The sequence below is a fragment of the Streptomyces sp. JB150 genome (genome assembly GCF_011193355.1).
Classification (GTDB): domain Bacteria; phylum Actinomycetota; class Actinomycetes; order Streptomycetales; family Streptomycetaceae; genus Streptomyces.
This window is the reverse complement of the sequence record NZ_CP049780.1, coordinates 295,596-310,473: the sequence shown is the minus strand read 5'-3', so window position 1 is coordinate 310,473 and position 14,878 is coordinate 295,596. Positions and strand designations below refer to the sequence as shown.

Below are 14,878 nucleotides of genomic sequence, written 5' to 3'. Positions count from 1 at the left end.
GGCCGACGGCATTGTCAGTGGCCCTGCCTAGCATGGCGACCATGACGAAGACGCGGGCGGGGGCGGCTGAGCGGCTGCTGCGCGAAGTGACTCGGGCCGGTCAGGAGGCGCAGGACGCGCGTCCGTCGAAGGGCGCGGCGCTGACCGTGGTCCAGCGGGTGCGGCCCGCGCGCTCGGTGGCTGCCGAGGTGGCCGCCGCCGGGGGAGCGGACGAGGAGGCGGCCGCCTGGCTCAGGCAGATGACGGAGCGTCACCTCGGTGCGGACGGGACCCGCTGGCGGGACCTGCACGACGCACTCGTCGGATACCGCGGCAGCCTGCCCGAGCTGCTCGCCGCACCACCTGCGCCACCGGAGCCCGACGGCACGCTCCGGCCGCCCGCGCCCCGCAGCGTCCACCGCACGCTCGGCCTGCTCCTCCAGCACGCGAAGCCGCGCCACGCCGCCGCCGCGTTCGCCGCCCTGCCAGACCGGGTGGCGACGGAGCTGCTGGCCGGCGGGACCCACCCGGCACCGACCCTGGTGACCGCCGTCGTCGAGCACGGTGACGCCCGCACCCGGGCGGCCCTGGCCCGCCATCCCCGGCTCGACACCCGGGTCCTGGCCCGGCTGGTCGCGGTCGGCGACGCCGAGGTCGCCGCGGCCGTCTACCGCAACCCGCGCACCACACAGTCCCTGCGCCGCACCGTCGTGGACCGGCTCGACACCGTTCCGCTCGACCCCGCGCTGCGCGCCGAGCTGACGGCACCGCACGGCAGAGTTCCGCGGAGCCGGCTCGCCCCGCTGCTCGGCTCGGGCGACCCGGGGCTCGTGATGGCGGCGCTGCGGACGGGCGTACGCCAAGTGGCCCAGCAGTACGCCCTGCTGCGGATCTGGGAACGGACCGGTCCCGACGCCGTACGCGCCCTGCTCGACGACCCCGCCGCTGCCGCCTGGCTCAGCCGGGCGGTCGTGGCCACGGTCACCGAGGCGCTGGCCGCCCCGGACGGCGACGGGCCCCGCCGGCTGCGCGCGCGGTGCGAGCCGTACGAGGATCCGGCCCGACTGCCCGCGCTGCTCGCCACCACCCGCGGCACCAGCACCCTGCGCGAGCTGCTGTCCGAGCCGTACGTCCACGACATCGACGCCCTCGCCGCCGCGCATGCCACGACTCCGTTCCTGCCCGCGGCATGCGAGGAGCTGGCCCGCCACGAGGCGGCGAGCGACGCGCAGCGCGTGGCGTTCCGGCTGAGCGTCCTCAACGAGCCGTGGCGCACCGCGGGCCGTCGCGCGGGGAACGCCACCCCGCCCGCGCGGCGCCTGGCCGAGGAGAGACTGGACGACAGCGCTGCCGTCTGGGCGGAGGGCATGGCGGCGGCGGGCCTCCTCGACCCGGTCGAGCTGATCGGCACCGCACGCCCCGCCGCCCGCGGCCTGGCCGCGCTCGCCCGCCTCACCGAACGGGGCCTGCTGGGCACGGCGGCGGTCGCCGAGCTGAGGGCACTGACGCGGACACATCTGGGGGAGCGGCAGCCGGCCTGGGCCGCACTCGACCTCCTGCTGCCCGGCCACGGCGGAACGGTCGCGGAACTGATCGCCGCGGCGGGGAGAACCGCGGACGAGTCCACCGCGCCCGAACCACCGGCCGCGCACGGAACACCGTCCCGGGCCGAACCGACGGCTGAGCGCACCGCCGCACCCCGGCCGGCGGCCGAGCCCGCACCACGCACCTCGGCGTCTCCGTCCCCCGGGCCCGCAGCCCCAACGCCCCGACCTCGGCACCGGCACCGGCGCGAGCACACGCATGCTCTGGCCGCGCTCGACCTGCTGTACTCCCTCGCCCCGGAGAGCGCGCCCCGGCCGAAGAACCCCGAGGTACTGCGCGCACTGGCCGGGTACGCGCCGGCGACCGCGCCCGGCCTCGCCACCCCTGACTGGTTCGCCCGCGCCTGCGCCGCCCACGGCATCCCCGCCTCCCCGGACGGCGCCCCGTACGAGGCACCCGGCCTCGCGCAGGTGCGTGCGCGCCTGCCCGAGACGTACGGATCCGGTGCGCAGCACATGGAGCGGGCCTACGTCCAGGGCGTCCTGCCGGCCGACGAACTGCCGTCCCTGCTGCCCGCCCAGCGCCTCCTCCTGCTGCCGCACGACTGGCGGCGGCTGGCGTTCGCCGAGGCGTGGCGGGCCGCGCTCGCCCGCCGGCTGCGCGCCGAACTCGGCACCGACCCCGACGCCTGGCTCCGCCTGGCCGCGACCGTGACGGCGTCCCAGGCCGCCTCGCAGGACGTGACCTGGGCGCAGCTGCTGGAGCGCGCGCGATCCGGTGCGAGGCCCGCGCCCCGCCCGGGACCAGGCATCGGCAGGCCCCGGCCGGCCACACCCGACGAGGCCATCGAGCTGCTGGACCACGGCGACCACCTGTGGACCTGGCCGGAGGGCACCCTGCTCTGCCTCGCCGGCCCCGAGATGGTCGACGCCGTACTGCCCCGGCTCGGCCCCGACGGACCCTGGCTGCTCGCCGCGTACCTGCTGCGCCACGACCGCACACCCCGCGCCGTCCTCGACCGGCTGCTCGCCGACCGCGACCCCGACGCGCTGCGTGTCCTCGCCGCCCAGTCCCGCTGGATGGAGCGCAGCGGCGCGGTGGAGCGGCTGGTCGAGCTCGACGACCCCGACGTCGACCTCGCCCTGCTGCGGCACTGGAATCCCTGGCCCGTCGTCCACCGGATCGTGACCAGGTCACGACCCGACGCCCGAGGACCGTCCCTGGGCGCCCGGGTGCTCGCCGACTGGCGTGCCGGACATGCCGCGCGGCCGGCCGGCGGTCTGCGGTGGCTGTGCTCCGCCGAACCCGACCTCGTGGAGGAACTGCTCGAAAGGGAGGGCACGCGGCTCGGACTCGGGCATCAACTGCGCGGCTGCCTGAGCCTTCTCGAGCACGGCGGCGCCGACCGGCTGGCGCGGCTCGCGGCGCGCAACGTGCTGGGACGCTCCGCCACCACCGTGTGCGCGAAGGCCCTGGCGTCCGCCGACCCCGCCGCCGTCCTGCGCGCCCGGCTGGACCGCGAACTCGCGCCGGAAAAGCTCGTCAAAAAGCTGCGGCGCGCCCGGCACGCCGCGCACGCCCGCGACCTGATCGAGTCCCGCCCGCCGGGCGAGTCCGTGGACTGGGCCGCCCTCGAAGCCGCCCACGCCCGGGAACCACTCCCGTACTGGCAGGACATCGTCCGCCTCGACGGCGTCCCCGAGGAGGTGAGACTGCGGCATGCGGCGCTGCTGCCCGAGCCGGGCCCCGACGGCCTGTCCGGCACCGCGCGGCTCACCCGGGAGCGGGTCCGGCACGGTCTCGGCGGCCAGTACCACTGCGCGCCGACCACCCAGCTGGACGGACTCCTCACGGCGGGGCTGCTCGACGGCGCGGCCCTGGTGAACCTGGCCGCCCCGGCCGCGCGCCTGCTCGCCTACCTGGGCGCCGCGGCCCGCCGCACGGACGCCCCGCCCCAGACCGCCGAGGCCCGCACACTCGTCGCGGACCTGGTGCGCGCCCGACTGGGCACGGACCCGGCGGCCTGGCACCGGGTCGCCGAGCGGCTGACCGGCCTGGACCCCGACTGGGACCCGAACTCCACGGTGGAGGCCCTGCTCGCCGCCTAGCACGGAAAGCCGGTCGTCCAGGCCCCGGAGCCGCCGGGGCGGACGCCGGCGCTCACGGATCGGCGGCCGGACTGTGCGCCGTGGGAGGCGGCCTCGACCTGGCGCTGCGGTACGCGGGGACCGGGGCCGGGCCTCGGCGTGCGGGGAGCGCGGGAGCCCGGCCACCCCGTCACAGGGCCCGCGCCACGAGCAGGGCCACGTCGTCGTGGTCGTCGGGATGGCGCAGGCCGTACAGGAGCAGGTCGCAGGTCTCCTCCAGCGGGCGTCCGGGTTCGTCGAGGAAGCCGAGCAGGGTGTTCAGACGGTCGTCGATGGGGTGCTGGCGGGTCTCGACGAGGCCGTCGGTGTAGAGCACGAGCAGATCGCCGGGGCCGAGCGCGGCCGTCGTCGTCTCGAACGGCATGTCGCCGACGCCCAGCGGTGTCCCGGGGGGCAGGTCCAGCAGGGCGGGCGGCCGGCCCGTGCGGGCCAGCGCGGGCGGCATGTGCCCCGCGTTGGCGATGCAGCACCGCCGCGTGCGCGGGTCGAACACGACGTACAGACACGTGACGATGTAGTGCTCCAGATCGCAGGTGATCTTGTCGAGGTGCCGGAGCACCTCCCCGGGATCCATGTCCAGATCCGAGTAGGCGCACGTCGCGGTGCGCAGCCGGCCCATCGTCGCGGCGGCGTCGATGCCGTTGCCCATCACGTCGCCGACGACCAGCGCGGTCTTGTCGTCGCTCAGCGGGATCACGTCGTACCAGTCGCCGCCGACCTCGCTGGTGGCCTGCGCCGGCTGGTACCGGGAGGCCAGTTCCAGACCGGTGTGGTGCGGCGGGTGGTCCGGCAGCAGACTGCGCTGGAGGGTCAGCGCGGTGTTGCGCACGCTCTGGAACCAGCGGGCGTTGTCGATGGCCACCGCCGCCCGGCTGGCCAGCTCACCGGCCAGGATGACGTCGTCCTCGTCGAACGGCAGCGGGTTGTGGGTGCGCTTCAGGTCGAGCGCGCCCAGCACCTCGCCGTGCGCGGTCAGCGGGACGGCCAGGTACGAGTGCACCCCGGCGCGCGCCAGCAGCGCGGCGGCCTCGTCGTCGCGGGCGATCCGCGGCAGATCCCGGTCGCCGACATGCCGGACGAGGATCGGCCGGGCGGTGTGCACGCACAGCGTGACCAGCCGGTCGCCCTCGTAGGCGGCGAGGTGGCCCGGCGGGTCGGCGGCGTTCAGCGCCACCGTCGGATGCGCCGCCTTCAGGGCGAGGGCGCGGAACAGCTCCGGCCCGTTGTCGGGGGTCCGCATCCGGCGGCACGCCAGCGCCGAGTCGAGGACGTCCACGGCGACCACGTCGGCCAGTTCCGGGCTCGCGATCTCGGCCAGCTCCCGCGCGGTGTGCTCCACCTCCAGGGTGGTGCCCACGCGGGTGGACGCGTCGGCGATGAGGGCGAGCCGCCGCCGGGCCCGGTCCGCCTCGGCGGCCGCCCGGTGCCGCTCGGTCACGTCGACGACCGACGCGGCCGCGCCGAGCACCCGCCCGCCGGGGTCCTCCAGCCGGTAGAAGGACAGCGACCAGGCCCGCTCGTGCTCGGGATCGGCCAGGGGCCGGCCCACGTGGTACTGGTCGAGCAGGGGAGTGCCCGTGGTGAGCACCTGACGCAGCGCGGACTCGACGGTGTCGACGTCGGGGAAGGGCACGGCGTCCCGCAGATGGCGGCCGATGTGGTCCTCGGCGGGAATCCCGTCGATCCGCTCCAGCGCCGGGTTGACCAGCAGATACCGCAGCTCGGGGTCGAGCAGGGCGAGACCGATGGGGGACTGGTTGATCAGCCGCTCGCACAGCGCCAGGTCGGTCTCCACCCGCTGCAGCAGGGTGTGGTCGGCGGCCAGTCCCAGGGCGTACACGTCCCCGAGGTCGTCCAGCAGCCGCATGTTGCGGAACTCCATCAGACGACCGCTGCCGTCCTTGTGCCGGACCGGGAACGCGCCGGCCCAGCTGCGGCCCGTCTCCAGCACCTCCGCGAACATCTTCAGGACCGCCTGGTAGTGCTCGGGGTGGATGATCAGCCGTGCCGCCGGTTTGCCCAGCGCCTCCTCGGCGGTGTAGCCGAAGAGATCCTCGGCCTGCGGGGTCCAGAACACGATGCGGCCGTCGATGTCGAGGACCAGCGCGGCCACGCTCAGCACGTCCAGCAGGCTGGTCTGCCGGCGCGGCGGCGCCGGGTCGTAGGCGTCACCGTCGCGTGGGAAGGATTCGGCTGTCATCCCTGGGCCTCCTGTACCGGCTCGGCCGGCCGGCCGGCAGGCGGCACGGGCCCGGCTCCCGCGGGTGTCGCCGTACTGCCGTGACCGCCGGCCCTTCCATGCTCCCTCCGGGCCGCTGTCTTGCCCAGTCGCGGTTTCGCCCGGTTCGTTCCCGCGGATCGTGCGCACATCGCGGTCAGAAGGGAACATGGTCCTGGAGGAGGGCTCCATGGAATCTGTGCGGGGCGGCTCCGATCCGCCCGCGTCCGCGGCAACGCGTGATCTCTTCGACGCGTCCACCGACGCCGCCGTCGTCCTCGGCGCCGACGGTGTCGTGCTCGCCTGGACCAGGGCCGCCGAGGAACTGCTCGGCCATCCGGCGTCCGAGCTCGTCGGCCGGTCCGCCGCGCCCCTGGTGGCGGTGCGCGCCGATCCCGCCCGGGTGGCCGCCGTCGTCGAGCGGTGCCGGTCCGGGATGGGCTGGAGCGGCGTGATCACCGTCCGGCGGCGCGACGGCCACCCGATCGACGTCGACCTGCGGGTGTCGGCGTCCTTCCGGATCGGCGGCGCCGAGTGCTTCCTGCTCTCCGCGCGCGAGCGGCGCCCGCAGTGGACGGTCGGCCGGTCCGTCCTCGACGGATTCCTCACCCGCTCACCGGTCGGCATGGCCGTGATGGACCGCGACCTGCGCTACGTCTGGCTCAACGACACCCTGGAACGCTTCGGCGGCGTGCCCCGCGAGCAGCGCCTGGGCCGGCGGCTGAGCGAGGTGCTGCCCGGATTGCAGGGGGAGGCCATCGAGGGCCTGATGCGCAAGGTGCTGGAGACGGGGGTCCCGATCACCGACTACGAGTACGTGGGCTGGAGCTGGGCCGACCCGCACCGCCCGCACGCCTACTCCACCTCGTTCTTCCCGCTGGTCGACGCGGACGAGGCCGTCAGCGGCGTCTGCTACATGGTCCTGGACGTCACCGAGCGCTGGAACGTCCGCCGGCTGCTGTCGCTGGTCAACGAGGCCGGGAACAGCATCGGCCGGACGCTGGACGTGACGCGCACCGCACAGGAGCTCGCCGACTTCGCCGTGCCCCGCTTCGCGGACTTCGTCATCGTCGACCTCCTGGAGTCCGTGGTCAGCGCCACCGGGCCCGACGCCTGGCCGTCCGCCGAGGGGTCGGCGTCCGAGCGGCCGGTGATGCGCCGCGCCGGGATGAGCTCGGTGCGCGAGGGCTGCCCCGAGGCCGTGGCGCGGGTCGGCGACCGCGTGGACTTCATCACGCCGCCCGGCGACCTCAACATGCTCATCACCGGGGAACCGGTCCTCATCCCGGTCCTCGACCCGTCCGACGAGATGTGGGCGGGCGAACCACCCGAGCGGCTGGCCGCTATGCGCTCGTACGGATTGCACTCGCTCATCTCCGTGCCGATGCGCGCCCGGAACACCGTGCTCGGGCTCGCCACCTTCCTGCGCTCGCTCAACCCCGTCTCCTTCCAGTCCGACGACATCCTGCTGGCCCGGGAGCTGGTCGCGCGGGCCGCGCTGTGTGTCGACAACGCCCGCCGCTACACCCGCGAACACACCGCGGCGGTCACCCTCCAGCGCAGCCTGCTGCCGCACGCGCTGACCGGCGGGCAGGCGCTGGAGGTGGCCTCCCACTACCTGCCGGCCGACGCGACGGGCGGGGTCGGCGGCGACTGGTTCGACGTGATCCCCCTCTCCGGCGCCCGCGTCGGGCTCGTCGTCGGCGACGTCGTCGGCCACGGCATCACCGCGGCGGCGGCGATGGGCCGGCTGCGCACCGCCGTACAGACCCTCGCCGACATGGAGCTGCCCCCGGACGAACTCCTCGCCCACCTCGACGACCTCGTGCTCCGGCTGAGCGAGGAACCGGCCGCCGACGAGGGCGCCAACCGGAGCGCGACCGCCTTCCTCGGGGCGACCTGCCTGTACGCCGTCTACGACCCGGTCACCGGGCGCTGCTCCATGGCCCGCGCCGGACACCCGCCGCCCGTCGTCGTCACTCCCGACGGACAGGTCTCGTTCCCCGAACCCCCCGCCGGACCCCCGCTGGGCCTCGGCGGCATCGCCTTCGAGTCCGGCGAGATGGAACTGCCCCCGGGCAGCCTCCTCGGCCTGTACACCGACGGGCTCATCGCCGGACCGGGCGGCGACCTGGAGGCGGGCATGTTCCGGCTCGGCCAGGTCCTCGCCCGCCCCGCCCCCGACCTCGGCACCCACTGCCGCACCGCGGTCCAGGACCTGGTGCCACTGTCCCAGCGCGACGACGTCGCCCTGCTCCTGACCCGCACCCACGCCCTGGACGCCGAGCACGTGGTCTCCTGGGACGTACCCGCCGACCCGGCCGCCGTCGCCGACGTCCGCGCACGGGCGACCCGGCAGGTGACGGCCTGGGGCCTCACCGACCTGGCCATGACGACGGAGCTGATCGTCAGCGAACTCGTCACCAACGCCATCCGTCACGCCGCCCCGCCCATCCGCCTGCGGCTGATCCGCGACTCCCGGCTCACCTGCGAGGTCGCCGACGGCAGCAGCACCGCCCCGCGCCTGCGGCACCCCCGCAGCACGGACGAGGGCGGCCGGGGCCTCTTCCTGGTCGCCCAGCTCGCCCACCGCTGGGGCGCCCGCTACACACCCGACGGCAAGATCATCTGGGCGGAACAGGACTTCCCCGCGTCGCCGCCCGCCCCCGCCTCCGGGTGAGGGTGGGGCGCTCGGACGGTTCCGGACCGCTCCGGCATCACGCACGGCCTACAGCGTGACGAGGCCGTCGGCGAAGGTCACCGCCGGCACGGTGCCGACCTCGCCGCCGGCGGCCCGTCGTCCCTGTCCCCCTTGAGCCCGTCGTGGTCTTCGGCCGCCGGCTGCTCCCGCCCGTCCGCTGTCGTCGATGTCACGCGCGTACGGCACCGGTCGCCGCCGCCGTGTGACACCGGCCGGGAGGGACGCCCGCCCCATGAGACGCGGCACCGGGGGAGCGGCGCACCGCCCGGGAGGTCAGTCGTCCGCGTCGCCGTCCCGGCTGTCACGCGCACGCGCCGACCGGCCGACCAGTTCGCCCGCGAGCAGTGTCCCCCGCGCGACCGCGCGCACCCAGCGGGGTCCGCCGCGCGCCGCCCAGACCACACAGACGCAACCGCCCGCGGCGAGCAGCGCCACACAGGACAGCACGCGTACGGTCACGGTCGGTTTCCCCTCCGGTCGACGGTCCCGTCATCCTCTCAGCAGCTCACACAGGGCGGCGCGGCCCTCCGCGCGCTCCGTACGCCGTAGGGCGCACCGCGCCGCAGGGGCCGCCGCGCCGCCCCGTGTGCCTCACCGAGAACCGGGGTGCCGGGGTGCCCGTGCCGGAACCCGTGCCCGTGCCCGTCAGACCGTCGTCGTGAACCGCTCCCACACCCGGTGCGCGCCCAGCAGCCGCACGACCTGCTCCAGCGCGGCCGTGGGGGAGTCCGTGAGGATCACACCGGGCGCGTCGGCGGGTACGCCGGCCGCCTCGAGGGCGGCCTTGCCGCCCGCCCAGGCGCCGATCGCCTTGCCGTGCCGGAAGGCCTCGGCCAGCAGCAGCCGGACCCGCGGATCGCACGCCGCCGGATCGGCGGCGGACGGCGTGGACTTCGCGTCGCGGGCGGTGTACGCGTCGCCGCCCACACCGGGGGCGCCGGCCAGCAGCACCGCGTCGAACTCCACGGAACGCGCGGTGACATAGGTGCGCTGCACCGTGACCGCGCCGTCGCCCGAACCGAGGACCCCGCCGACGGGCGCGACGACCAGCGGCACCATGCCGGCGCTCAACACCGCCTCGCGCACCTCCCGCACGCCGTCCAGGTCACCGTCCGCGCCGGTGAGGATGCCCACGATGCGCCCGTCGACCGGCCAGGTCTCGCCGACCTGCGACAGCGCCGGGCTGGGCGCCACGTCGGCGAGCGGCACCGTCGGCGACGGAGCGGGCAGGCCGAGCCCCCGCGCCACCTCCTCGCACAGCTCCGGGTCGATATTGGCGAGCACCTGCAACTGCCGTTCCTTGACGGCCTGTTCGTAGCACTTGCCGAGTTCGAAGACGTACGCGCCGATGATGTGCTCGCGCTCCACCGGGCTCATGCTCAGCCAGAACCGGCGCGGCTGGCTGAAGTGGTCCGCGAACGACTCGGGCGCCTCGCGCACCTTCGCCGCCTCCGGCACCCGCACCGGTGTCTCGACGTACGCCCCCATGTCCGCGCCCGCCGTGAAGGGGCAGCCGCCGTCGAGCGAGTTGGGCCGGTAGGGGGCGACACCGCGGTGCACGGCCGTCTGGTGCATGCCGTCGCGCTGCATGTCGTTGACCGGCGCGTGCGACCGGTTGATGGGCAGCTGCGCGAAGTTGGGGCCGCCCAGCCGGGTGATCTGGGTGTCCAGATAGGAGAACAGCCGCCCGGCGAGCAGCGGGTCGTCGGTGATGTCGATGCCGGGCACCAGGTGGCCGACGTGGAAGGCGACCTGCTCGGTCTCGGCGAAGAAGTTCGACGGGTTGCGGTTCAGGGTGAGCAGCCCGACCGGCTGCACCGGCGCCAGTTCCTCCGGGACGATGTTCGTCGGGTCCAGCAGGTCGATGCCCTCGAAGGTCTGGTCCGGGGTGTCGGGGAAGGTCTGGATGCCCAGCTCCCACTGCGGGTACGCGCCCGCCTCGATGGCGTCCGCGAGGTCCCGGCGGTGGAAGTCGGGGTCGACGCCGCTGGTGATCTGTGCCTCCTCCCACACCTGGGAGTGCACGCCCAGCTTCGGCTTCCAGTGCCACTTCACCAGCGTGGTCCTGCCCTCGGCGTTCACCAGCCGGAAGGTGTGGACGCCGAAGCCCTCCATCATCCGGTACGAGCGCGGGATGCCCCGGTCGGACATGTTCCACAGCGTGTGGTGGGCGGCCTCGGTGTGCAGGCTGACGAAGTCCCAGAAGGTGTCGTGCGCGCTCTGCGCCTGCGGGATCTCCCGGTCCGGATGCGGTTTGCCCGCGTGGATGACGTCCGGGAACTTGATCGCGTCCTGGACGAAGAAGACCGGGATGTTGTTGCCGACCAGGTCGAAGACGCCCTCGCTGGTGTAGAACTTGGTCGCGAACCCACGGGTGTCACGCACCGTGTCGGCCGATCCGCGCGACCCCAGCACCGTGGAGAACCGCACGAACACCGGTGTCTCCACGTCCTCGCCGAGGAACGCGGCCTTCGTCACGGAGGCCGCCGTGCCGTAGCTCTGGAAGATCCCGTGCGCCGCCGCGCCCCGGGCGTGCACCACGCGCTCCGGGATGCGCTCGTGGTCGAAGTGCATGATCTTCTCGCGCAGATGGTGGTCCTGCAACAGCACCGGTCCGCGCGGACCCGCCTTCAGCGAGTGGTCGGTGTCGTGCAGCCGCGTTCCCTGGGCGGTCGTCAGGTAGGCGCCGGACTGAGCCATCCGCGCCTGGTCCGCGCCGGTGGGCTGACCGGTCGGTGACACCGTCTCCGGGCCGCTCTGGTCGGGCTTCGGCGGCAGCGGCTCCCTCGGCTCGGTCGGTTCGGCGACCGACGGCGACTCGGCCCCCGGCTTCCCGGGGATCCCCTCCGCAGGCCCGCCGTCGCCCGTCAGGCTGTCGGCGACCTTGTGGACCGCGCGCTTGAGAGGGTTGGCCTCGCTCATACGTCCTGGCTCCTTGGCTCGTGTCGTGTGGTGCCGCCCTGCGGGCGCGCGCGGCGGGTACCCCCATCCGCGCCGGTCAGTAGCGCTGCCGGGGACCGGGTTCACCGAGGACACGGTCAGATGATCGCCTGGCCGTCGTGGACGCCGCCCTGGCAGGTCTTCGCGAACCCGCCCGGCACCGTGCCGTCCGCGATGATGGTGATCATTCCGCCGCCCTGGGCGCACTCGCCCGCGGTGATGTCGAGGGGAGCCCTGACGGCGCCCCGGGCGGGAAACACCTGTGGGGAGGCGGCCCGCGCGGCGACGGTCGGCGCCGGGACGGCCCGCATGGTGGCGGTGACCGGTCCGACGGCGGTCTGCGCGGCGGCGGTGACCGGGTCGGCGGCGGTCTGCGCGGTGGCGGCGGGCTGCGCGGTGGTGGCGGCCGATGCGGGGGCCGCGGCGCACAGCACCGACACGGCGAGCACCGCGGCCGGCACCCACGACGACTTGTTCATGGCACAACTCCTTCTCACCCGTGCCCCCCTCAGCGTCACCGCCCTCCGCCCGCGCCGCGACCGGACAGGCGCAGCCGGGCGACACCCACGGACCGGGGGAGCGGCGGACGCGACGCCGCGGTCATGGCCGGGGGGCTTCGGTCAGGAAGGGAGAAGCGCGGGTGCCGGACCCGCGCCTAGCCTGATCGTTATGGACATCACCATTCACACCACCTCGCTCCCGCACGAGGACCCGGACGCCTCCCTGGCCTTCTACCGGGACGCCCTCGGCTTCGAGGTCCGCACCGACGTCGGGCAGGGCAGGATGCGCTGGATCACCGTCGGCCCCGCCGGCCGGCCCGACACGTCCATCCTGCTCGCCCCGCCGGCCGTGGACCCCGGGATCACCGAGGCCGAGCGGCAGACCATCCGCGAGATGATGGCCAAGGGCACCTACGGCTGGATCCTGCTGGCCACCCCGGACCTCGACGGCACCTTCGAGAAGGTGCGCGCCCACGGCGCCGAGGTGGTCCAGGAACCCACCGAGCAGCCGTACGGCATCCGCGACTGCGCGTTCCGCGATCCCGCGGGCAATCTGATCCGCATCCAGGAACTGCGCTGACCCGCCGCATCCCCGGACAAGGAGTTCTTCATGTGTCACCCCGCCTGGGGGCGCGCACGCATCGCCGCACAGCGGCTCGCCGACCTCGCGCGACTGCGCCGCGTCCGCGACCGCATCGACCGCGAGTACGCCCGGCCACTGGACGTCCCGGCGCTCGCGCGCGGCGCGGGCATGACCACCGGCCACCTCTGCCGCCAGTTCCGGCTGGCCTACGGCGCGTCGCCGTACGCCTACCTGATGAGGCGACGCGTCGAACGCGCACAAGCGCTGCTGCGCCGCGGCGACCTCGCCGTCCCCGACGTCCGCCGCGCCGTCGGCTGCGGCTCACCGGCCGCCTTCGGTGCCCACTTCGCCGCACGGACCGGCATGTCGCCCGGCGCCTACCGGCGGCACGCGGCGCCGCGGCCCCCGTCCCCGGAGCGGTGTGCCCCGGAGCCGGCCCGCACGCCCTGAGCGCGCCCCTCGGCTCCACGAGGGCTCCCCGTTGCTCTCACGCGGTCTCCGGTCGCCTCGTCTCCCCACGCCTCCCGTCTCCCCTCACCGCGACGCGGTCTCCGGCTCCGCCGCGCCGTCGTCGTCCCCGGTCGCGGGCGGGTCCACGGCCGCCGGTGACCGCTCCGGCGCGGGGCGGGCGAGCCGGGCCAGTGCCAGGGGGACGCCGATGACGGGGATCAGCCAGACGGCGACGTACAGCCGGTCGAGTTCGACCGCGAGCGGGTGCGCCGCCGCCGTCGCGAAGCCGGTGGCCCCCATGGCGATCACGCACAGGGCGACCGGCACGGAGCGCTGCCACACGCCCCACGCGCCCGCCGCGAGCAGGAACAGCAGCATCGGGGCGAGCGCCTCCTTCAGCAGCCACTGCTCCCAGTAGTTGAGGTTGAGGCGCACGAGGGCCTGCCAGGGATCGGCGATCTCGGGCCGGGTCCAGTGCAGGGTGAAGGTGTCCTGGAGCGAGTCGGTCGTGCCGGGCAGGCCGAGAACCTTGCTCGAGGCGACGGCGGCGAGCGTGCCGCCCGCCGACAGCCCGGCCAGCCACCGGCCGCCGCGGTGCCGGACGGACCGCACGAAGAGCAGCGAGGACACGGCGGCGGCCGTCAGGAACAGGGCCACGACCAGGAAACTGGAGTACCTGACGGCGAGTCCGCACACCAGGGCTCCGGTGAACAGCGCCGCACCCGGCAGCACCCGGTTGCGCAGCAGCCACACCGAGGCCAGCAGCAGCGCGGTCGTCAGCGCGATCGTCGGGCCCTCGGCCAGCGGCCGGCCGCCCCAGGCGGCGAGCGGGGTCACGTAACAGAGGATCTGGCCGAGCAGGGCGGCCGCGGGCGGGGCGCGCAGGGCGCGCAGCAGCCGGAAGACGAGGTATCCGGCGAGCGTGACGCAGGCGAGGGCGACCAGCGTGAGCCCGGCCTTGGCGCCGAGCAGCGCCACGAAGGGCGCCGCGAGCAGCGGGTATCCGGGCCGGGCGTGGAAGATCTCCTCGTAGCGGGGGTCGGTGGGTTCGAGACCGCGCGCGTACTCGCGTTCGCAGCGCGCCGCGTAGGCGGCCTCGCGGCCGGGCTCCCGGAATCGCAGCTGGTGGAGCCTGCGGTTGCGCTCGACCAGCCTGGCCGTGTCCGCGCAGTACGCGGCGACCGCCTTGCGCGTGGCCTCGCGCGGGGAGTCACCGAGGAACTCGTAGGCCTGACGGGCGTACCGGTAGGAGTCGTTGGAGAAACGCGTCGCGGGATAGCCGACGACGTGCAGCAGCACGAAGGCCACGGCGACGAGCGCCGGGAGGAGCCGCGGCAGCCGGCGACGCTTCTCGGGATCCGGCATGGCGCTCCTCGGTCGGGCCGACAGTCACCTCACCAGCCTGGGCCGCGAGCCGCACGTCCTCCAGTCGACCTGCCGCGCCGCGTCCCGGGAAGTGGTGCGCCCGCGGCGCGATCGCCGCTCCCGGCCTCAGCGACCGGGTGACGGGCGGGGCCACCCCCGACGCCGTGTCGTCCCGGTCACCGGGGCCGGACCGGACGGGACCGTGCGCCGGCCACCGTCAGTCACGCCGTGCGTTCCACGCTCCACACCGGCAGGTACGCGAAGAAGGCGACCGCCTCGTCCCGCCACCGCCCGCACCAGGTGCCGGCCAGCGCGGAGGCCGACTCCGCGTGGTGGCGCATCTCGGCGCGCATCCGCTCCGGCACACCGTGGCGTTCAGCGATCTCCCGGACGGCGGCGACGGTCTGCGCCGAGCAGGACGGGTCGCCGAGCGCGGAGGTGACGACGGCA

Annotated in this window: 10 protein-coding genes; 4 read left to right on the top strand and 6 right to left on the bottom strand. The window is 74.9% G+C overall.

Annotation, left to right across the window (positions count from 1 at the left end; translation table 11 throughout):
• Nucleotides 1-41 precede the first annotated feature (41 nt).
• Nucleotides 42-3,632 carry a hypothetical protein gene (locus G7Z13_RS01430; protein WP_165995259.1) on the top strand — a complete coding sequence of 1,197 codons (3,591 nt, stop codon included), beginning with the start codon at nucleotides 42-44 and terminating at the stop codon, nucleotides 3,630-3,632.
• Nucleotides 3,633-3,801: 169 nt separating this feature from the next.
• Here the strand turns inward: G7Z13_RS01430 and G7Z13_RS01425 are convergent, their stop codons facing one another.
• On the bottom strand, nucleotides 3,802-5,871 hold the full coding sequence (locus G7Z13_RS01425; protein ID WP_165995258.1) for a SpoIIE family protein phosphatase: 2,070 nt from the start codon (nucleotides 5,869-5,871) through the stop codon (nucleotides 3,802-3,804).
• A gap of 208 nt (nucleotides 5,872-6,079) precedes the next feature.
• On the opposite strand from G7Z13_RS01425, the gene G7Z13_RS01420 reads away from it, so the two are divergent.
• On the top strand, nucleotides 6,080-8,569 hold the full coding sequence (locus tag G7Z13_RS01420; protein ID WP_165995256.1) for a SpoIIE family protein phosphatase: 2,490 nt from the start codon (nucleotides 6,080-6,082) through the stop codon (nucleotides 8,567-8,569).
• Between the two features lie 294 nt (nucleotides 8,570-8,863).
• On the opposite strand, the gene G7Z13_RS01415 is transcribed toward G7Z13_RS01420, so the two are convergent.
• The 3 genes from G7Z13_RS01415 to G7Z13_RS01405 all read right to left on the bottom strand — a co-directional run bounded on the left by G7Z13_RS01415 (nucleotide 8,864) and on the right by G7Z13_RS01405 (nucleotide 12,009).
• Complete coding sequence (locus G7Z13_RS01415; RefSeq protein WP_165995254.1) at nucleotides 8,864-9,049, bottom strand: hypothetical protein; 186 nt, start codon at nucleotides 9,047-9,049, stop codon at nucleotides 8,864-8,866.
• Between the two features lie 186 nt (nucleotides 9,050-9,235).
• Nucleotides 9,236-11,512 carry a catalase gene (locus G7Z13_RS01410; RefSeq protein WP_165995252.1) on the bottom strand — a complete coding sequence of 759 codons (2,277 nt, stop codon included), beginning with the start codon at nucleotides 11,510-11,512 and terminating at the stop codon, nucleotides 9,236-9,238.
• A gap of 116 nt (nucleotides 11,513-11,628) precedes the next feature.
• Nucleotides 11,629-12,009, bottom strand: coding sequence for a hypothetical protein (locus tag G7Z13_RS01405; RefSeq protein WP_165995251.1), 381 nt, complete (start codon nucleotides 12,007-12,009; stop codon nucleotides 11,629-11,631).
• Between the two features lie 190 nt (nucleotides 12,010-12,199).
• Here G7Z13_RS01405 and G7Z13_RS01400 point away from each other — a divergent pair, with 190 nt between their 5' ends.
• Together G7Z13_RS01400 and G7Z13_RS01395 are read left to right on the top strand one after the other, a co-directional pair.
• The gene (locus G7Z13_RS01400) at nucleotides 12,200-12,610 is read left to right on the top strand and encodes a VOC family protein (RefSeq protein WP_165995249.1); all 411 of its coding nucleotides are present in this window, start codon (nucleotides 12,200-12,202) and stop codon (nucleotides 12,608-12,610) included.
• Between the two features lie 30 nt (nucleotides 12,611-12,640).
• Nucleotides 12,641-13,063: a helix-turn-helix transcriptional regulator gene (locus G7Z13_RS01395; RefSeq protein ID WP_165995248.1), complete on the top strand. Its 423-nt coding sequence runs from the start codon at nucleotides 12,641-12,643 to the stop codon at nucleotides 13,061-13,063.
• An 84-nt stretch (nucleotides 13,064-13,147) separates the two neighbouring features.
• Here the strand turns inward: G7Z13_RS01395 and G7Z13_RS01390 are convergent, their stop codons facing one another.
• Nucleotides 13,148-14,428 (bottom strand): hypothetical protein, encoded by a 1,281-nt coding sequence (locus G7Z13_RS01390; RefSeq protein ID WP_165995247.1) that lies wholly within the window; start codon nucleotides 14,426-14,428, stop codon nucleotides 13,148-13,150.
• 221 nt (nucleotides 14,429-14,649) lie between these two features.
• Nucleotides 14,650-14,781, bottom strand: coding sequence for a hypothetical protein (locus G7Z13_RS34005; protein WP_277347442.1), 132 nt, complete (start codon nucleotides 14,779-14,781; stop codon nucleotides 14,650-14,652).
• Between the last annotated feature and the right edge of the window lie 97 nt (nucleotides 14,782-14,878).